Source organism: uncultured Serinicoccus sp. (assembly GCF_947500995.1).
Lineage (GTDB): Bacteria > Actinomycetota > Actinomycetes > Actinomycetales > Dermatophilaceae > Ornithinicoccus.
Genome location: NZ_CANMUA010000002.1, coordinates 403350 through 422223, shown reverse-complemented (window position 1 = coordinate 422223; position 18874 = coordinate 403350). Strand labels below are relative to the sequence as shown.

The following is an 18874-nucleotide window of genomic DNA, read 5'->3' as shown; positions in this document are numbered from 1 at the left end:
AGCCGCGCCTTCCCGGGGCTGTCGGTCCCACGCGCTAGCCTGCCGGACGTGACCACTCAGGACTACTCCGCCCGGCACCTCCAGGTTCTCGAAGGCCTCGAGGCGGTCCGCAAGCGCCCGGGGATGTACGTCGGGTCCACGGACTCGCGTGGTCTCATGCACTGTCTGTGGGAGATCATCGACAACGCCGTCGACGAGGCCCTCGGCGGCCACGGTGACCGCATCGAGGTCATCCTGCACCGGGACGGGTCGGTCGAGGTGCGCGACCGGGCGCGAGGCATACCGGTGGACATCGAGCCGCGGACCGGGCTGCCGGGTGTCGAGGTGGTCTTCACCAAGCTGCACGCCGGCGGCAAGTTCGGTGGCGGCTCCTACGCCGCCTCCGGCGGCCTGCACGGGGTGGGGGCCTCGGTCGTCAACGCCCTGTCCTCCCGGCTCGACGTCGAGGTCGACCGTGCCGGCAAGACCTACGGCATGAGCTTCCGGCGCGGCGAGCCGGGGACCTTCGACGACGGACGCTCCGAGCCCGACCCCGAGGCCGTCTTCACCCCCTTCGAGCGCAGCAGCGAGCTGGCCGTGGTCGGCAAGGCGCGCCGCGGGGTGACCGGCACCCGGGTGCGCTACTGGGCCGACCCGCAGATCTTCCTGACCAAGGCCGAGTTCGCCTACGACGAGCTCATCGCCCGGGCCCGGCAGACCGCCTTCCTCGTCCCCGGACTGACGATGGTGGTGCGCGACGAGCGCGGCCTGCCCGGCACCCCTGGCGCGGACGGGCCGACCGAGGAGACCTTCGCCTACTCGGGCGGCATCGCGGAGTACGCCGAGTACCTCGCGACGGATCCCGCCGTGACCGACGTGTGGCGGCTGCAGGGGTCGGGCACCTTCACCGAGACCGTGCCCATGCTGGACGAGCTCGGCCACATGGTGTCCAGGGAGACCGAGCGCGAGTGCGAGGTGGACGTCGCGCTGCGCTGGGGCACCGGCTACGACACCACGGTGCGCAGCTTCGTCAACATCATCACCACGCCGCACGGCGGCACCCACGTGGCGGGGTTCGAGCAGGCGCTCATGAAGGTCTTCCGCAAGCAGCTCGAGCTCAACGCGCGCAAGCTCAAGGTGGGCGGGGACAAGGTCGAGAAGGACGACATCCTGGCGGGTCTCACCGCCGTGGTGACGGTGCGGCTGCCCGAGCCGCAGTTCGAGGGCCAGACCAAGGAGGTCCTCGGCACGAGCGCCGTGCGCGCCATCGTCTCGCGCACCGTGGAGCAGGCGCTGACCGAGCGGCTGACCAGCAAGCACCGAGGCGACAAGGCACAGGCCGCGCTGCTGCTCGAGAAGGTCGTCGCGGAGATGAAGTCCCGCATCTCCGCCCGCCTGCACAAGGAGACGCAGCGCCGCAAGAACGCCCTCGAGTCCTCCTCGCTGCCGGCCAAGCTGGCCGACTGCCGGAGCAACGACACCGGACGCTCCGAGCTGTTCATCGTCGAGGGCGACAGCGCCCTCGGCACGGCCAAGCTCGCGCGCAGCAGCGACCACCAGGCGTTGCTGCCGATCCGCGGCAAGATCCTCAACGTGCAGAAGGCCTCGGTCCAGGACATGCTGTCCAACGCCGAGTGCGCGGCGATCATCCAGGTCATCGGGGCCGGCTCCGGGCGGTCCTTCGACCCCGAGATGGTGCGCTACGGCAAGGTCATCATCATGACCGACGCCGACGTCGACGGTGCCCACATCCGCACCCTGCTCCTCACCCTCTTCTTCCGCTACATGCGGCCCCTGGTCGACGCGGGCCGGGTCTACGCGGCGATGCCGCCCCTGCACCGGATCGAGGTCAGCGGGGGCCGCGGCCGCAGCACCGGGCGTGAGTTCATCTACACCTACACCGAGGCGGAGATGCGGCGGACGGTCGCCGCGCTGGAGAAGAAGGGCCGCGTCGTCAAGCAGCCGATGCAGCGCTACAAGGGTCTGGGAGAAATGGACGCCGACCAGCTCGCGGAGACCACGATGGACCCCCGGCACCGGACCCTGCGCAAGATCACCCTCAAGGACGCCGAGCGCGCCGACCAGGTCTTCGACCTGCTCATGGGCTCCTCGGTGGCGCCCCGCAAGGACTTCATCGTGGAGTCGGCCCACGAGCTGGACCGCCAGCGCATCGACGCCTGACCCGACCTGCCGGCCTGGTGCTCCGTCCGGGGTGGCGTCCGGAGGGTCCGGGCCGCGATAGACTGGTCGTTCTCCCCGTGGCGCTGCTCGCCCGGGTGACCCCTCAGGACGATCCGTTCCTGGGGGACGATCGGGCGCCACGTCGAGCGCCTGGAGGTAGGTCCGGTCACGCCGCAGGCGTCGAGGCGAGAACCCACCTCGACCCCCTGTGAAGAGGTAGCCGATCATGGCCAAGCCCAGTAGCGCCGGTGCGTCCGGCAAGAAGCCCCGCCACTCCACGGCCCAGAAGAAGGCCGCCCGCCAGGCGCGGGAGAAGCAGGCCCGCGCCCAGCTCAAGGGCGGGCGCGGAGACCGGCGCAGCGCCTCCCGCGGGGTCGAGGACCGCGGCGCCGACAAGCAGCGCTGGCGGGACCGGGACCAGCGTGACCCCCGTGGCCGGGGTGAGCGGGCCGACCGCCGGGACCGTCCGGAGGACCGGCAGGAGGGCGGCCAGGACCGTCGCCGCCGCGACTGGGAGCCGCGCGGAGCGCGGCCCGTCCGCCGGGAGGACCACCGCCGCTCCTGGGACGACGACCGCCCGCGGCGGGACCGCGACGACCGCGGGTCGTCCCGCAGCACGTCGTCCGGGCGCCGCGAGGACCGTGAGTACCACCGTCGCCCGGACCGCGACGGGGAGCGACGCGGTTACCAGGAGCGCACCTGGCGCTCGCACCGCGAGGAGCGCGAGGGGCGCCCGGAGCGCGGGCACCACGACGGGCGCAGCTGGGACTCCGGTCGGCGGCGCGAGGACCGGGGTGCCGACCGCCGGGAGGACCGTGGTGCACCCCAGGACCGCTGGGACCAGGGCGGCGGGCGTCGCGACGACCGCGGCGGCCGGCAGGGCCGCTGGGACGACCGCGGCGACCGTGGCGACCGTGGCGGCCGGCAGGGCCGCAGGGAGGACCGTGGGGCCGAGCGTCACGGCGGTCGGTCCTGGGGCCGCGAGGACCAGCGACAGACGCAGGACCCCTTCGCCGAGGCGGAGGCCGAGAGGGACGCGGCGGACGCGGCATACCAGGAGCGCCGGTCCGCGATGCAGGCCGAGGACGTCGACGCCGCCGTCGAGGCGGACAACGGCTTCGCCGCGCTGGGGCTGCACGAGCAGCTGGTGGCCACCCTCGCCCGGATCGGCATCACGACACCCTTCCCCATCCAGGCCGCGACCATCCCCGACGCCATGGCCGGACGTGACCTGCTGGGACGCGGACAGACCGGGTCGGGCAAGACCATGGCCTTCGGGCTGCCGCTGCTGGACCGGCTGTCCCGGCGGCCCCGCGCCGTCCCCCACCGCCCCCGCGCGGTCATCCTGACCCCGACCCGCGAGCTCGCGATGCAGATCGTCGTCGCGCTGGCCCCGCTCATGCGTGCCGTCGACCGCCGCTTCGTCCTCGTGGCCGGCGGGATGTCCTACACCCCGCAGCTGCGTGCGCTGGAGAAGGGGGTCGACGTGCTGGTGGCGACCCCCGGCCGCCTCATCGACCTCATCGACCGCAGCGCCGCCGACCTGTCGGAGGTCGAGGTCATGGTCCTCGACGAGGCCGACCACATGGCCGAGATGGGCTTCGTCGAGGCGATCCGCCAGATCCTGGACCTCACGCCGCGCGAGGGGCAGCGGCTGCTGTTCTCGGCCACCCTCGACCACGGGGTGGACCAGGTGGCCAAGACCTACCTCAAGGACCCGGTGACCCACTCCACCGACGACGTGCGCGCCAGCGTCACCACCATGGCGCACCACGTCTTCCTGGTGCACCCGCACCACAAGAAGCCGATCACCGCGGCCATCGCCAACCGCCCGGGCCGCACCGTCGTCTTCTGTCGCACCAAGCTGGGCGCGGACCGGGTCGCCCTGCAGCTGCGCGAGTCCGGTGTCTTCGCCGCGGCCCTGCACGGCGGTCTGAACCAGGCGCAGCGGACCAGGGTCCTGGACGCCTTCAAGTCCGGCACCCTCCCGGTGCTCGTCGCCACCGACGTGGCCGCCCGGGGCATCCACGTCGACGACGTGTCCTTGGTCCTGCAGGTCGACCCGCCCGCCGACCACAAGGACTACCTGCACCGCTCGGGCCGCACCGCGCGGGCCGGCGAGGACGGCGTGGTGGTGACCCTGGCCCTGCCGCACCAGAAGCGCCAGGTCTCCCGGATGCTGGACGCGGCCGGGGTCGAGACCGACCCGCAGACCGTGGCGCCCGAGGACCACGCCGTCATCGAGACCGCGGGCGGGTCGGTGCCCGTCGGCGAGCCGGTGCCGCAGAGCCGGCTGGACGAGGTCATGCGACCCAAGCGCCCCGCCGGTCGACGTCCCGGCGGCGGTGGCCGGCGTCAGGGACCCGCGCCCTCCGGTGGCCGCCGGGGGCCCCAGGGAGACCGGCGTCCCCGTCAGGGTGGCGACCGGCGTCCGGACCGCCGGTCGCGGTCGGACGACCGCCGCTCGGACTGGCGTCCGCGGGACTGACCGCGGCCCCGGTCACGGCCGTGGCGCCCGCCCACGTCGGGCGCCGCGGGCGACTACGATCGGGCCATGAGCTCCACCCACGACGCCGTGGTGGTCGGTGGGGGCCACAACGGCCTCACCGCGGCCGCCTACCTCGCCCGGGCGGGATACTCGGTCCTGCTGCTCGAACGCTCGTCGGCCCTGGGCGGAGCGACGGTCTCCGCGGAGGCCTTCCCGGGGACGGGCGCCCGGCTCTCGCGGTACTCCTACCTCGTGAGCCTGATGCCGCGGCAGATCGCCCGCGACCTCTCGCTGTCGCTGTCGCTGGCCCGGCGTCGCTACTCCTCCTACACGCCGGCGGCGGGGTCGGCGTCAGGTCTGCTCATCGACCACGGCGACCCGGCGGCGACCGCGGCCTCCTTCGCCGCCGTCGGCGCCGCGGCGGACGCCCCGCGCTGGGAGGGCTTCTACGCGCGGGTCGAGGAGCTGGCGCGCGCCGTGTGGCCGACGGTCACCGAGCCGCTGCTGCGTCGTCGCGAGATGGCGCACCGGATCGGGGACCCGGGCCTGGTCCGCGACTTCCTGGAGCGACCCCTCGGTGAGGTGGTCGAGGCGGCCGTCGCCGACGACCTCGTGCGCGGCGTCATCCTCACCGACGGCCTCATCAGCACCTTCGCGGACGCTCACTCGGCGCACCTGCGGCACAACATCTGCTTCCTCTACCACGTGATCGGCGGCGGGACCGGGGACTGGGACGTCCCGGTCGGGGGCATGGGCGAGGTGTCCGGCCAGCTGGAGCGCGCCGCGCGGACCGCGGGGGCGGACCTGCGGACCGGGGCCACGGTCACCTCGCTCGACGAGGGCGCGGTGACCTGGGAGGACGCGGAGGGTATGACGCACCGCGCCACGGCGAGGCACGTCCTGTGGGCGGCGGCGCCCGCGGTGCTCGACGAGGTCGCGGGGCAGCGGGGGACCCCGCCCGAGCGGGTGGAGGGGTCGCAGGTCAAGGTCAACCTGCTGCTGTCGCGCCTGCCCCGGCTGCGGGACACCGGCGTGGCGCCGGAGGCCGCCTTCGGCGGCACCTTCCACGTCCACGAGACCTACTCCCAGCTGCGGCGGGCCTACGACGCCGCCGAGGCGGGCGTCGTCCCGGACCCCCTCCCCGCCGAGATCTACTGCCACACGCTGACCGACCCCAGCATCCTGTCGCCGCGGCTTCGGGCCGAGCACCCGCAGGCGCAGACCATGACGGTCTTCACCCTGCAGACACCCGACCGGCTGCTCGACGGGCGCGGCGCGGACGCCCGGGACGACCTGCAGCGGAGGGTGCTGGACTCGCTGTCCTCGGTGCTGGCCGAGCCCCTCGAGGACGTCGTCCTCACCGGGCCGGACGGGCGGCCGTGCATCGAGACCAGGACCACGCGCGACCTGCAGGACAGCCTGGCCATGCCCGGCGGCAACATCTTCCACGCCCCGCTGGACTGGCCGTGGGCCGACGACGACGACCCGCTCGACACGCCGGCCCGCCGCTGGGGCGTCGCCACGGCATACCCCGGTGTCCTGCTGGCCGGTGCCGGGTCGCGGCGCGGGGGAGGCGTCAGCGGGCTCGGCGGCTACCACGCCGCCCGGGCGCTGCTCGAGACGACGGGCTGACCTCGTCGGCCCGTTGCTCCCCGCCCGGGGCAGCGGCGTCCGGGTCGGGGAGCTCGGCGTCGTCCACCTCGGGGCGAGCCCGCAGGAAGAGCACGCTGGCGACCAGTCCGCCCCACACGACGAGCATCGCCACGATCATCATGAGCACGGCCGACGTGGTCATCGCCGCTCCTCCTCGAGCTCGGGCCAGGCGCGGAAGTCGGCGTCGTCCCGACCCCGCCAGGGGATGAGGGTCAGCACGAGCGCGCCCACCGCGACGACGGCGATGGTGCCCCAGCCGAAGACCAGCAGGTACCACCCCGGGTAGCCCTCGTAGCCCTCGGTGACCAGCGTGCGGACCCGCTGCACGAGCATGGTGGTGAGCACGACCGGCGCCAGGCCGCCGACGAGGACGAACCAGACGCGGCCCACCCGGAACGTCGAGACACGGTTGAGGTGGGCCCGCAGGACCGGGGCCGTGCGGAAGACCCAGACGATGAGCACCGTCATGGCGATGGCCGAGACCACGATGCCGATGTTGTTGGCCCACTGGTCGACGGTGTCCAGGGCGATGAGGCCGGAGGTGGTGGAGAACAGCCCGATGGAGACGATCGAGCAGACCACGCAGACCGTGACGGCCGCGGTGCGGTGGGTCAGCCCGAACTTCTCCTGGACCGAGGCCGCCACGCCGAGCAGGATCGAGATGATCGAGGTGAACCCGGCCAGGACGAGCGCCCCGAAGAAGACGGCGCCGAAGATGGCGCCCCCCGGCATCTCGCTGATGACGGCGGGGAAGGTGACGAAGGACAGGATCGGCCCGGACAGGCCCTCCAGCTGGTCGATCGTCGTGGCCTGCTGGTGCGCCAGGAAGCCCAGGGTCGCGAAGACGCCGATGCCGGCCAGGATCTCGAAGCTGGAGTTGGCGAAGGCGACGACGAGGCCCGAGCTGGTCATGTTGGCCCGGCGTCGCTGGTAGGACGCGTAGGTGACCATGATGCCGAACGCGATCGACAGGCTGAAGAAGATCTGGCTGTAGGCGGCGATCCACACGCCCGGGTCGGCCAGCGCCGCCCAGTCGGGGGTGAAGAGGGCGTTGAGACCGTCGGTGGCGCCCGGGAGGGTGAGCGCCCGCACGACGAGGCCGACGAAGGCGAGGACGAGCAGCGGGATGAAGATGATGTTGACCCGCTGGACCCCCTTGGTGACCCCGAGCGCGATGATGACGAGGACCGCGGCCCACACGAGCACGAGGGGGACGGCCACCCCGGAGACCAGGGTCGTCGAGATCCCTGGATCGCCGACCTGGAGGTACTCGCCGACGAAGAAGGCGGCCGTGTCCTCGCCCCAGCGCAGGTCGAAGGCGAAGACGAAGTAGCTGAGCGACCAGGCGATCACCGCCGCGTAGTACACCGCGATGACGAAGCTCAGCACGATCTGGAACCAGCCGAGCGCCTCGGCGGGCCGGGCCATCCGGCGGTAGGAGAGCGGGGCCGCGCCGCGGTAGCGGTGCCCGACGGCGTAGTCGAGGAAGAGGATGGGGATGCCCGCGGTCAGCAGCGCCACGAGGTAGGGGATGAGGAAGGCGCCGCCGCCGCTCTCGTAGGCCACGCCGGGGAAGCGCCAGATGTTGCCCAGTCCGACCGCCGAGCCGACGGCGGCCAGGATGAACCCGGTCGAGCTCGTCCAGGTCTCGCGCTGCGGTGCCGCTGCGTCATGGTGGGGGGCCACGCCTGCTCCTTGGTCGTCTGGTGCGCGTCGGGTCAGCCGTCGGTGGCGGCGAGGTGGTCGATGGCGTAGCCGTAGCCGCGCAGGCCGGCCCCGGCGACGACCACCTCGGCCACGGCGGAGATGAAGGAGGTGTGCCGGAACGGCTCGCGGGCGTGCGGGTTGGACAGGTGCACCTCGACCACCCGGACCCCGGTCCCCTTGATCGCGTCCAGCAGCGCGACCGAGGTATGCGTGTAGGCGCCGGCGTTGAGCACGACCCCGACGACGTCCGGGTCGGCGCCGGCCTCCTGCAGGGCGTCCACCAGGTCGCCCTCGTGGTTGCTCTGCCGGCAGGAGACGTCCAGCCCGTGGGAGGCGGCCCGCTGCGCGCACCAGGCCTCGACGTCGGCGAGGGTGTCGGTGCCGTAGACGTGCGGCTCGCGGGTGCCGAGCAGGTTGAGGTTGGGTCCGTTGAGGACGACGATGCGCCGCGCCATGGGGCATACGCTCTCACACCGCGGTGGCGCCGCCGACGAACTAGTCTGCCGCCATGGTCCTGGGCGAGCCGAGCGACGGCGGGGCAGGCGCCGGGCCGTCGGGGCCGGTGCGCCTGGGGGGCGGCGTGCTCGGCGTCGACGCCTGCCGGGCCGGCTGGGTCGGCGCGTTCCTGGGCCCCGAGGGCCGCGGGGCGGCGACCGTCGTCGTGGCGCCCACGGTGGCGCTGCTCCTGCAGCTGGGGGGAGCGGTCCCGGTGGTGGGGGTGGACATCCCCATCGGCCTGCCCGACAGCGGCCGGCGTGAGGCGGACGTGCGCACCCGCCGCTTCCTCGGCGGCGTCAAGTCCTCCTCGGTCTTCACCACGCCGACCCGGGCCGCGCTGCAGGAGGCCGATTACGCCGTGGCCAACGCCTGCAACCGGGAGCGCGCGGGGATGGGGCTCTCGCGCCAGGCGCACGCGCTGCGGGAGAGCATCCTCGAGGTGGACGCCTGGCTCCGGGGCGGCACCGGCTGCCGGGTCGTCGAGGTCCACCCGGAGGCCAGCTTCGCCATGATGACCGGCGCCGCCCTGCCCACCCGCAAGCGCACCCCCGAGGGCCAGCGGGAACGGCGGGCGGCGCTCGCCGGCCACGGCATCCGGGCCCCGTCGGCGGCGCCGCGGGGCGCCGGCCTCGACGACGTGCTCGACGCCTGCGCCGCGGCCTGGAGCGCCCACCGGGTCCGGACGGGGCTCGCCCGCACGTTCCCGGACGAGCCCGAGGTCTTCGCCGACGGCATCCCGGCGGCCATCCACGTCTGACGGCCCCGCAACGACAACGACCCCCCCGACGCCACCCGCACCGGTCGCAGCAGGATGGACCGGGAACGACCGCCACCGCCACCGCCACGACCCAGGAGCCCCGATGAGCACCCACACCGTCCCGACCGTCGAGGCGAGCGCGCCGACGGCATACCGCATGCTCGTCGGGGGAGAGTGGGTCGAGGCCGCCGACGGCCGGACCCTGGAGGTCATCACCCCCATCGACCGCGGGCGGGTGATCGCGACGACCCCGCGGGCGGGTGCGCCGGACGTCGACCGGGCGGTCGCCGCGGCCCGTCGGGCCCAACCGGGCTGGGCGGCGCTGCCCTTCACCGAGCGGCAGCGGGCGCTGCTGCGTATCGCCGACGACCTCGACGCCGTGGCGGAGGACCTCGCCGCGCTCACCGCCCTGGACACCGGCAACGCCCTGCGCACCCAGGCGCGGCCGGAGGCGACGCTGCTGGCCTCCTCCTTCCGCTACTTCGCCGGGCTCGCCGGCGAGCTCAAGGGGGTCACCCTGCCGAGCGGCACCGACGCCCTCTCGCTGACCCGTAGGGTGCCGGTCGGGGTCGTGGCCGGCATCCTGCCGTGGAACAGCCCGCTCATGATCGCCGCCTTCAAGCTGCCGGCGGCCCTGGTCAGCGGCAACGCGATGATCCTCAAGGCCGCCGAGGACGCCCCCACGACGATCCTGGAGCTGGCGCGCGTCTGCGAGCGGCACCTGCCCCCGGGGGTCCTGGGGGTGCTCACCGGCTACGGCTCGGAGGTCGGCCAGGCGCTCGTGGAGCACCGCGGGGTGGACAAGGTGTCCTTCACCGGGTCGACCGCGACCGGGTCCGGCGTGGCGGCCGCCGCGGGGGAGCGGCTGGCGCACGTCAGCCTCGAGCTGGGTGGCAAGAGCCCGTGCATCGTCTTCCCGGACTCCGACACCGACGAGGTGGTCGAGCAGGTGCTGCTGGCGACTCGCTTCGCCCGCCAGGGGCAGAGCTGCACCTCCGGGTCCCGGCTGTTCCTGCACGAGTCCGTCCACGACAGCTTCCTCGACCGGCTGGTGGACCGGGTCCGCGGGCTGCGGGTCGGCGACCCGCGGGAGGAGGCCACCGACATCGGGTGCATCATCAACCAGCGTCAGTGGGACCGGGTGCAGGGCTACGTCGACGACGCGCTGGCCACCGACGGCATCCGGGTGGCCTACGACGGGCGCGACGCGCTGACCGTCGGCGAGCCCGGGTTCTACCACGCCCCGATGATCCTCAGCCAGGTCGACAACGGGTGGCGGATCGCCCGGGAGGAGATCTTCGGCCCGGTCCTGTCGGTCATCCCCTGGCGGGACGAGGACGAGGTGGTGGCCATGGCCAACGACAGCCACTACGGGCTGGCCGCGTTCGTCTTCGCCCGTGACCTCGGTATGGCGTTGCGCACCGCCCAGCGGGTCGAGTCCGGGTGGGTGCAGGTCAACCAGGGGGGCGGTCAGCAGGTGGGTCAGTCCTACGGCGGGATGAAGGCCAGCGGCCAGGGCCGGGAGTTCTCCCTGGAGGGCATGCTCGAGGGCTTCACCCAGATCCAGCAGATCAACGTGCGGCTCACCTGAGCCTCCCTCCCACGGGGCAGGTCACGGAGCGGTCTCGACCGCGAGCAGAACCTTGACAGCCGCTCCGCCGGCGTGCACAGTACGTGAGAGCGCTCTCACGACGCGGTGCGGAGCGCCCCACCAAAGGAGTTGGCATGCACAGCACGCGACGCAGGATGCTTCTCGCCACCACCGCCGCCGCCACCCTGGCGCTCGGCGCGTGCGGCGGGGGCAGCGACGAGAACGGCGACGGCGACGGCGAGGCCGGCGGCGGGGGCGGGGACATCACCCTCTCGGTCGCCACCTTCAACGAGTTCGGCTACGAGGACCTCTTCACCGAGTACGAGGAGCAGAACCCCGGGGTCACCGTCGAGCACATCAAGGCCGACACGGCCGACAATGCGCGGGCGGCCCTGCGCAACAGCCTCGGTGCCGACTCCGGCGCCGCGGACGTCGAGGCCATCGAGGTCGACTGGGTCACCGAGTTCCAGCAGTACCCCGACAAGTTCGTCGACCTGTCCTCGGAGGAGGTCGAGGGCCGGTGGCTGGACTGGAAGACGGAGGCCGTCACCCTCGAGGACGGGATGCTCCTCGGCTACGGCACCGACATCGGCCCCGAGGCGGTCTGCTACCGCGCCGACCTCTTCGAGCAGGCCGGGATGCCCACCGACCGCGAGGAGGTGGCCGAGCTGCTCGAGGGCGACTGGGACACCTACTTCGAGGTCGGCCAGCAGTTCGTCGACGAGACGGGCATCCCGTGGTACGACTCCGCGGGGGCGCTCTGGCAGGGGATGATCAACCAGGTCGAGCAGCCGTACGAGACCCCCGAGGGCGAGATCATCGCGCTCGACAACCCGCAGGTGCGCGAGCTCTACGACCAGGTCCTCGCCGCCTCGGTGGACGACGGCCTGTCCGCCGGGCTGGGCCAGTGGAGCGCCGACTGGGCCTCGGCCTTCCAGGGCGAGGAGTTCGCGACGATGCTCTGCCCCGCCTGGATGATGGGCGTCATCGAGGGCAACGCCGAGGGGGTCGAGGGCTGGGACGTCGCCAACGTCTTCCCCGGCGGTGGCGGCAACTGGGGCGGGTCCTACCTCACCGTCCCCGCACAGGGCGACCACGTCGAGGAGGCCACCAAGCTCGCCGCCTGGCTCACCGCGCCGGAGCAGCAGATCAAGGCCTTCGAGGCCAAGGGCACCTTCCCCAGCCAGCAGGAGGCGCTGGACTCGGACACCCTGGCGGAGTCGAGCAACGCGTTCTTCAACGACGCGCCGACCGGGCAGATCTTCGCCGAGCGCGCCGAGGCGGTCACCGTGACGCCGTTCAAGGGGCCGAAGTACTTCGAGATCAACACCGCCATGGCCGACGCCATCACCCGCGTCGACGTCGACAAGACGGACGACCCGGACAGCAGCTGGGACAAGTTCGCGGCCGCCGTCGAGGAGCTCCGCTGACATGACGGTCACCACTCCCACGCCGGCCCCGGCGCCGGCCCCCGTCGCCGACCGCCCGGGCCGGCGCGGGGGCGGCACCGGCCGGTGGGGGCGGTGGGACCACCGGGTCTCGCCCTACCTCTACATCGCCCCGTTCTTCCTTCTGTTCTTCGTCACCGGCCTCTTCCCGCTGGTCTACACCGGCTGGGTGGCGGTCCACGACTGGGACCAGATCATGGGCCAGGGCGAGTTCGTCGGGGCGGAGAACTTCGTCAGCGTCCTCACCAGCGACGACTTCTGGCGGGCCCTGGTCAACACGGTGAGCATCTTCGTGCTCTCCTCGGTCCCCCAGGTCCTCGCCGCGCTGGCCATCGCCGGCCTGCTCGACCACCATCTCCGGGCCGCGACCTTCTGGCGGATGGGCGTGCTGCTGCCCTACGTCGTCGCGCCGGTCGCGGTCGCGCTCATCTTCTCCAACCTCTTCGCCGACCGGTTCGGGCTCATCAACGCCCTGCTGGACACGGTGGGCCTGGAGCCGGTCCGCTGGCACTCCGACCGGCTGGCCAGCCACGTCGCCATCGCGACCATGGTCAACTTCCGCTGGACCGGCTACAACGCCCTCATCCTGCTGGCGGCCATGCAGGCCATCCCGCGGGACCTCTACGAGGCGGCCGCGATCGACGGGGCCAGCGGCCTGCGCCGCTTCGTCTCGATCACCGTGCCGCTGCTGCGGCCGACGATGATCTTCGTCATCATCACGTCCACCATCGGGGGCCTGCAGATCTTCGACGAGCCGAAGATGTACGACCAGTTCGGCCGCGGCGGCGCCGACGGCCAGTGGCAGACCCTGACCCTCTACCTCTACGAGCTGGGATGGACCCGCGCCGACTTCGGCCGGGCCTCGGCCGTGGCGGTGCTGCTGTTCCTGCTCATCGTCGTGATCGGGGTCGTCAACTTCGTCATCAGCCGCCGGATCGCGAGCGAGGAGAGCCGATGAGCACCACCCCCGTCCCGGCACCACCCGACACCACCTCCCCGGGCCCGGCCGTCCGGTCCACCGGCCGGCGGCGCCGCTCCGGCGACCGCCCCTCCTGGGTGGTGTACGGACTGCTCGCCGCGGTCGTGGCCGGGAGCATGTTCCCGCTGTGGTGGTCCTTCGTCATCGCCAGCCACGACTCGACGGTGCTCACCCGGACCCCCTTCCCGCTGCTGCCGGGCGGCAACTTCCTGCGCAACGCGGCCAGCGTCTTCGACACCGTCGAGTTCTGGCGGGCGACGGTCAACTCGATCATCGTCTCGACCACGGTGTCCGCCTCGGTCGTCTTCTTCTCGACCCTGGCGGGGTATGCCTTCGCCAAGCTGCGGTTCCGCGGCGCCGGGCCGCTGCTCGTCTTCGTCGTCGCCACCATGGCGGTCCCGACCCAGCTCGGTGTCGTGCCGCTCTACCAGGTGATGGCCGAGCTGGGCTGGACCGGTGAGCTCACCGCGGTCATCGTGCCCGGACTGGTCACCGCGTTCGGCGTGTTCTGGATGACGCAGTACCTCCGCCAGGCCGTGCCGACCGAGCTCATCGAGGCGGCCCGGGTGGACGGCGCCAGCATGTTCCGCACCTTCTGGCACGTCGGCGTGCCGGCGGCCCGCCCCGCCGCGGCCATGCTGGGCCTGTTCACCTTCGTGGCGACCTGGACCAACTTCTTCTGGCCCTTCATCGTGCTGGGCCCCTCGAACCCGACCCTCCCGGTCGCGCTGCAGCAGCTGCAGGCCGCGCACTACGTGGACTACTCGCTGGTCCTCGCGGGAGCGGTGCTCGCTACGGTGCCCCTGCTCATCCTCTTCGTCCTCGCCGGGCGCCAGCTGGTCTCCGGCATCATGCAAGGAGCCGTCAAGCAATGACCACACCGATCACCTTCCCGTCCGGCTTCCTCCTCGGGTCGGCCACGGCCGCCTACCAGGTCGAGGGGGCCGCCCACGAGGACGGCCGGGGCGACTGCATCTGGGACACGTTCTCGGCGACGCCGGGCGCGGTGGTCCACGGGCACACCGGCGCGGTGGCGTGCGACCACTACCACCGGATGCCGCAGGACGTGGCGCTCATGCGGTCCCTCAACCTCGGCGCCTACCGCTTCTCGGTGTCCTGGGCACGGGTCTGCCCGGACGGCAGCACGGTGAACGAGAAGGGGCTGGACTTCTACTCCCGCCTGGTCGACGAGCTGCTCGCCGCCGACATCGTCCCGTGGGTGACGCTCTACCACTGGGACCTCCCGCAGGCCCTCGAGGAGGCCGGGGGCTGGCCCGCGCGGGGCGTCGTCGACCGGTTCGTCGACTACGCGCTCGCCGTGCACGAGCGGCTGGGTGACCGGGTGCGCCAGCTGACCACCCTGAACGAGCCGTGGTGCTCGGCCTTCCTCGGGTATGCCGCGGGCGTGCACGCCCCGGGCCGGACCGACCCTCAGGACGGCCTGCGCGCCGCGCACCACCTGCTGCTCGCGCACGGCCGTGCGGTGCAGGCGCTGCGCGAGCGGGACCCCGGCCTGGAGCTCGGGCTGACGCTCAACTTCACCGAGATGCAGCCGCAGGACCCCGCCTCGGCCGGTGACCGGGACGCCGCGCGCCGGCTCGACGGTCTGGCCAACCGCTTCTTCGTGGAGCCGCTGACCCGCGGCGCCTACCCCGAGGACGTGCTGGAGGACCTGGGCGAGCTCTGGCCGCAGGACCTGGTGCACGACGGCGACCTGGCCGACATCTCGACCCCGATCGACGTCCTGGGCGTCAACTTCTACACCGGGTCCATGGTCACCGGCCCGGACCCGGAGGCGGCGCCGGAGGCCGCCCGGCAGGCCCGCGCCTACGACGCGCCCTCGCCCAACGTGGGGTCCGAGCACGTGGTCGTGGTGCGCCGCGGCACCCCCGTCACCGACATGGGGTGGGAGATCCGGCCGCAGGCCCTGCGCGACCTGCTGCTGTGGTTGCAGCGTGACCACACCGGCCCGGCCGGCACCCGGCTCTACGTGACCGAGAACGGCGCCGCGATGCCGGACGACCCGGACGGGACCGGGTTCGTCGACGACCAGGACCGCGTCGCCTACCTGGACGGCCACCTGCGCGCCGTCCACGAGGCCATCCAGGGCGGCGCCGACGTCCGGGGCTACTTCGTGTGGTCGCTCATGGACAACTACGAGTGGGCCTACGGCTACACCAGGCGCTTCGGGATCGTCCGGGTGGACTACGACACCCAGGAGCGCACGCCGAAGGCCAGTGCCCGCTGGTTCGCCGACGTGGCAGGATCTGGGGCCATCGGCTAGCCAGGGAGGAACCCATGCCAGCAGCGGCGTCAGCGCGAGGACCACGCCGGTGAGCACCCGTCGGGCGCCCACCCTGGAGGACGTCGCGGCGCGGGCCGGGGTGTCCCGGGCCACGGTGTCGCGGGTGGTGAACGCCGACCCCCGGGTGCGGGCCACCGCCCGGGAGGCGGTGTCCAGGGCGGTGACCGAGCTGGGCTACCGGCCGAACCGGGCGGCCCGGGCCCTGGTGAAGAGGGCACCGGACTCGGTGGCGGTCGTCGTCCCGGAGACCGACCAGCGGGTGTTCTCCGACCCGGTCATCATGGAGATGCTGCGCGGCATCAGCGAGGGGTTGGAGGAGACCCCGCTGCAGATGGTGCTCGTGCTCGGGCGGGCCGGCCGGGACACCGACCGCCTCGAGCGGTGGCTGCGGGGCGGCCACACCGACGGCGCGATCGTCCTGAGCGCGCACCTCGACGACGGGGTGACCTCGGCGCTGAGCGAGATCGGTCTGCCGACGGTCATGATCGGTCGGCCTCCCGGGCCGGAGCAGGGGCTGCCCTTCGTCGACCTCGACAACGTCGACGGGGGCCGGCAGGCCACCGACCGGCTGGTCGCCCGTGGCTGCCGCCGGATCGGCACGGTCGCAGGCCCCGTGGACATGGCGGCGAGCCGGGACCGATTGGCGGGATGGCGGGAGTCGTTGGACGCCGCGGGGCTGGCCGACGACGCGGTCGAGCACGGCGACTTCTCCTCCGAGGGGGGCCGTCTGGCCATGCGTCGGCTCCTGGCGGCGCACCGCGACCTGGACGGCGTCTTCGTCGCCTCCGACCTCATGGCGGCCGCGGCCGTCAGCGAGCTGCAGGCGGCCGGTCGCGCGGTGCCCGGCGACGTGGCCGTGGTCGGCTACGACGACTCCCCGGCCGCGCAGCTCACCGTGCCCCGGCTCACCACCGTCGCCAACCCGGGGGACCGGATGGCGCGGGAGGCCACCGTCATGCTGCGCGAGCTGCTGGCGGGCCGTCCGGTGTCCTCCCGGGTCCTGCCGACGCACCTCGTGGAGGGCGGCACCGCCTAGCACCGGCCCGGGGCCGGCCCGAGGCCCCGGGCCAGGACCCGGGCTAGGACCCGGCCGGCCCGGCCGCGGCCTGGGCGCGCACCTCGTCGAGCAAGGCGCCGGCCGCCAGCATCGAGGGGCCGTACCAGGTCAGCAGCCGCCCGCTCACCAGCCGGGTCGGGGTCCGGGCGAAGGCCTCGGGGCCGTCCTCGTCGGTGAAGACGTAGGGCTCGTCGGGCAGCAGCACCAGGTCGGCCCCGCTGCCGTCCAGGTCGGCCACGTCCACCCCCGGGTAGCGGTCCTCGGAGCGCCCGTAGACGTTGGCCACCCCGCCGCGCGCGAGCAGGTCGTCGGTGAAGGTGCGCCCACCCACCACCATCCACGGGTCGCGCCAGATCGGGACGGCCACCGTCGGTCGTGCGCCCCCCGTGCCGTCACCCCCTGCCGACGGCGGCGCGGGCGCCCACCGGTCCTCGACCTCGGTCAGCCATCCCGGCACGCCCCAGCCGAGCACGTCGTCGAGCAGGGTGCGCAGCACCCGCAGCGCGTCCTCGACCGACTCCACGACGCCCACCCAGACGGGCACGCCCTCGGCCCGCAGCCGCCAGACGTCCAGCTCCCGGTTCTCCTCCTGCACGCACACCACCAGCTCGGGGCGCAGCGCGGCGACCGCTCGCCGGTCGGGGTTCTTGGTGCCGCGCACGCGCGGCACGTCCAGGTCAGGTGGGTGCGTGCACCACTCGGTCGCGCCGACCAGGGCCGACCGGCGGGTGGCCGCCAGCGCCTCGGTCAGCGAGGGCACCAGCGAGACGACCCGCCGGACCGGGCCCTCCGGCAGCGCGGCGACGCCGCCCAGGTCGTCGCGGACGCTCCTCACGAGCGCCCCAGCGTGGCCCCGTCCTCGACCTGGCCGCCCTCCGGGCCGAGGCGGGCGACGCCGCGCACCCGGACCCCGGCGCCGAAGCGCCAGTCGCCCCCCACCTCCAGGCGCTCGGCGTCGACCAGCGAGGGGACGCCGTGCGGGAAGCGGTCGTCGAAGTCGCCGATCATGCCGTAGTAGGTCTTCGCCAGGTCGACGACCGGCGCCGGGTCGACGGTCCGGCCGAGCAGGAAGGACGTGCCGTCCACGGCATACGCGTCCGAGCGCAGCAGCGCGAGCTCGTTGGTGGTCTTGACCGGGACGAAGCGGTCCCGGGTGACCGCGATGGAGGCGGCGTCGTCGAAGAGCTCGACCGCGCTGCCCATCGCCGACTCGATCTGGATGACGGGGGTGGAGCCCTGGTCGGTCGGGTCGACGGTCTTGGCGTTGCGGATGAGCGGCAGCTCCATGACCCCGTCGCGCTCGGTCAGCATGTCCCGCAGCCGCACGAGGTCGAACCACAGGTTGTTGGTGTTGACGTAGGGGTGCTTGTCGCCGTCCATGAAGTGGACCATCTCGTCCTCGGCGGTCTGCGCGGTGTCGCGCAGCACGAGCCGGCCGTCGGCGCGGCGGCGGACGAGGTGCCCGCCCTTCTTGTCCATCTCGGTGCGGCGGCACACCTCGGCGGCGAAGCCCGCGCCGCTGGCCGCGAACCACGCCGCGACCCGACCGTCGGCGACCGCCCCGAGGTTGTCGACGTTGGAGACGAAGGCGTACCGGAAGCCGCCGTCGAGCAGCTGGTCCAGCAGGCCGCTGGCCAGCAGCGAGGGGTAGAGGTCTCCGTGCCCGGGAGGGCACCACTCGAGCCGCGGGTCGGCCTCCCAGGTGATCGGGGTGAGGTCGTCGGCGCGCAGCTTGGGCTCCTGGCTCTGCACGAAGTCGAGGGGTATGCCGTCCGCGGCCAGGTCGGGGTAGCGCTCCAGCACCTCCAGGGACGCCTCGCGGGTGGAGAAGCTGTTCATGAGCACGAGGGGGAGGGCGACGTCGAAGCGCTCGCGCAGGGCGAGGACCTGCCGGACGGTGATGTCCAGGAAGGTGAGGCCGTCCCGCACCGGCAGCAGCGACTTGGGCCCGGCGAGGCCCATGGAGGTCCCCAGGCCGCCGTTGAGGGTGAGGACCGCGGTGGCGGCGAGGGCCTCGCGGGCCTCGTCCTCGCCCACCTCGACCTCCTCGAGGTGCGCCGCCGGCATCGCCGGCTCGACGTCCGCCTCCGCGATGAGGCCGGTCTCGCCGGCCGCGAGGTGGTCGTAGTGCCGGGCGAAGGTGTCGCGGGCGGGCTGGCTCACGCCGGCCTCCGCCATCCGGTCCAGGGCCTGCTGACGTCCGGGTGCGCTCGCGCTGGTGCTCATGGGAC

The 18874-nt window shown here is 73.3% G+C and carries 15 protein-coding genes; 10 read left to right on the top strand and 5 right to left on the bottom strand.

What is annotated here, in order from left to right; all coding sequences use genetic code 11:
* The first annotated feature begins 48 nt into the window (after positions 1 to 48).
* From Q0967_RS04900 to Q0967_RS04890, 3 genes are all read left to right on the top strand, one after another.
* A complete protein-coding gene (locus Q0967_RS04900; RefSeq protein ID WP_298746095.1) occupies positions 49 to 2160 on the top strand; it encodes a type IIA DNA topoisomerase subunit B in 2112 nt (703 codons plus the stop codon).
* 226 nt (positions 2161 to 2386) lie between these two features.
* Positions 2387 to 4648 carry a DEAD/DEAH box helicase gene (locus tag Q0967_RS04895; protein WP_299449308.1) on the top strand — a complete coding sequence of 754 codons (2262 nt, stop codon included), beginning with the start codon at positions 2387 to 2389 and terminating at the stop codon, positions 4646 to 4648.
* Between the two features lie 66 nt (positions 4649 to 4714).
* On the top strand, positions 4715 to 6280 hold the full coding sequence (locus tag Q0967_RS04890) for an NAD(P)/FAD-dependent oxidoreductase (protein ID WP_298746099.1): 1566 nt from the start codon (positions 4715 to 4717) through the stop codon (positions 6278 to 6280).
* Here the strand turns inward: Q0967_RS04890 and Q0967_RS04885 are convergent.
* From Q0967_RS04885 to Q0967_RS04875, 3 genes are read right to left on the bottom strand one after another with little or no spacing between them, the layout of a single operon-like run.
* Positions 6225 to 6443 carry a methionine/alanine import family NSS transporter small subunit gene (locus Q0967_RS04885; RefSeq protein ID WP_298746101.1) on the bottom strand — a complete coding sequence of 73 codons (219 nt, stop codon included), beginning with the start codon at positions 6441 to 6443 and terminating at the stop codon, positions 6225 to 6227. The two genes, Q0967_RS04890 and Q0967_RS04885, sit on opposite strands and share 56 nt — an antisense overlap.
* Entirely contained in the window at positions 6440 to 7987 is a 1548-nt protein-coding gene (locus Q0967_RS04880; RefSeq protein WP_298746103.1) for a sodium-dependent transporter, read from the bottom strand. The genes Q0967_RS04885 and Q0967_RS04880 overlap by 4 nt, the downstream gene beginning before the upstream one ends.
* 32 nt (positions 7988 to 8019) lie before the next feature.
* The gene (locus Q0967_RS04875; protein ID WP_298746105.1) at positions 8020 to 8463 is read right to left on the bottom strand and encodes a type II 3-dehydroquinate dehydratase; all 444 of its coding nucleotides are present in this window, start codon (positions 8461 to 8463) and stop codon (positions 8020 to 8022) included.
* Positions 8464 to 8516: 53 nt separating this feature from the next.
* Here Q0967_RS04875 and Q0967_RS04870 point away from each other — a divergent pair, with 53 nt between their 5' ends.
* From Q0967_RS04870 to Q0967_RS04840, 7 genes are all read left to right on the top strand, one after another.
* Entirely contained in the window at positions 8517 to 9263 is a 747-nt protein-coding gene (locus tag Q0967_RS04870; RefSeq protein ID WP_298746107.1) for a DUF429 domain-containing protein, read from the top strand.
* Between the two features lie 103 nt (positions 9264 to 9366).
* On the top strand, positions 9367 to 10854 hold the full coding sequence (locus Q0967_RS04865; RefSeq protein ID WP_298746109.1) for an aldehyde dehydrogenase family protein: 1488 nt from the start codon (positions 9367 to 9369) through the stop codon (positions 10852 to 10854).
* 134 nt (positions 10855 to 10988) lie between these two features.
* The gene (locus Q0967_RS04860; protein WP_299449301.1) at positions 10989 to 12284 is read left to right on the top strand and encodes an extracellular solute-binding protein; all 1296 of its coding nucleotides are present in this window, start codon (positions 10989 to 10991) and stop codon (positions 12282 to 12284) included.
* 1 nt (position 12285) lies between these two features.
* Entirely contained in the window at positions 12286 to 13260 is a 975-nt protein-coding gene (locus Q0967_RS04855) for a carbohydrate ABC transporter permease (protein WP_298746114.1), read from the top strand.
* Positions 13257 to 14156 (top strand): carbohydrate ABC transporter permease, encoded by a 900-nt coding sequence (locus Q0967_RS04850; RefSeq protein WP_298746116.1) that lies wholly within the window; start codon positions 13257 to 13259, stop codon positions 14154 to 14156. Before Q0967_RS04855 ends, Q0967_RS04850 begins: the two co-directional genes overlap by 4 nt.
* Positions 14153 to 15565, top strand: a complete 1413-nt coding sequence (locus Q0967_RS04845; protein ID WP_298746118.1) for a GH1 family beta-glucosidase — start codon at positions 14153 to 14155, stop codon at positions 15563 to 15565. Before Q0967_RS04850 ends, Q0967_RS04845 begins: the two co-directional genes overlap by 4 nt.
* Positions 15566 to 15614: 49 nt before the next feature.
* Complete coding sequence (locus Q0967_RS04840) at positions 15615 to 16622, top strand: LacI family DNA-binding transcriptional regulator (protein WP_298746120.1); 1008 nt, start codon at positions 15615 to 15617, stop codon at positions 16620 to 16622.
* 43 nt (positions 16623 to 16665) lie between these two features.
* Here Q0967_RS04840 and Q0967_RS04835 read toward each other — a convergent pair whose 3' ends face one another.
* Positions 16666 to 17478, bottom strand: coding sequence for a helical backbone metal receptor (locus tag Q0967_RS04835; protein WP_298746122.1), 813 nt, complete (start codon positions 17476 to 17478; stop codon positions 16666 to 16668).
* A complete protein-coding gene (locus Q0967_RS04830) occupies positions 17475 to 18869 on the bottom strand; it encodes a UTP--glucose-1-phosphate uridylyltransferase (protein WP_298746124.1) in 1395 nt (464 codons plus the stop codon). The genes Q0967_RS04835 and Q0967_RS04830 overlap by 4 nt, the downstream gene beginning before the upstream one ends.
* Positions 18870 to 18874 lie beyond the last annotated feature (5 nt).

Excerpts from the sequence above, each read along its gene's own strand:
- Q0967_RS04895 (WP_299449308.1), top strand. The coding sequence starts at position 2,387 with ATGGCCAAGCCCAGTAGCGCCGGTGCGTCCGGCAAGAAGCCCCGCCAC.
- Q0967_RS04890 (WP_298746099.1), top strand. The coding sequence starts at position 4,715 with ATGAGCTCCACCCACGACGCCGTGGTGGTCGGTGGGGGCCACAACGGC.
- Q0967_RS04885 (WP_298746101.1), bottom strand. The coding sequence starts at position 6,443 with ATGACCACGTCGGCCGTGCTCATGATGATCGTGGCGATGCTCGTCGTG.
- Q0967_RS04875 (WP_298746105.1), bottom strand. The coding sequence starts at position 8,463 with ATGGCGCGGCGCATCGTCGTCCTCAACGGACCCAACCTCAACCTGCTC.
- Q0967_RS04870 (WP_298746107.1), top strand. The coding sequence starts at position 8,517 with ATGGTCCTGGGCGAGCCGAGCGACGGCGGGGCAGGCGCCGGGCCGTCG.
- Q0967_RS04865 (WP_298746109.1), top strand. The coding sequence starts at position 9,367 with ATGAGCACCCACACCGTCCCGACCGTCGAGGCGAGCGCGCCGACGGCA.
- Q0967_RS04860 (WP_299449301.1), top strand. The coding sequence starts at position 10,989 with ATGCACAGCACGCGACGCAGGATGCTTCTCGCCACCACCGCCGCCGCC.
- Q0967_RS04855 (WP_298746114.1), top strand. The coding sequence starts at position 12,286 with ATGACGGTCACCACTCCCACGCCGGCCCCGGCGCCGGCCCCCGTCGCC.
- Q0967_RS04850 (WP_298746116.1), top strand. The coding sequence starts at position 13,257 with ATGAGCACCACCCCCGTCCCGGCACCACCCGACACCACCTCCCCGGGC.
- Q0967_RS04845 (WP_298746118.1), top strand. The coding sequence starts at position 14,153 with ATGACCACACCGATCACCTTCCCGTCCGGCTTCCTCCTCGGGTCGGCC.
- Q0967_RS04830 (WP_298746124.1), bottom strand. The coding sequence starts at position 18,869 with ATGAGCACCAGCGCGAGCGCACCCGGACGTCAGCAGGCCCTGGACCGG.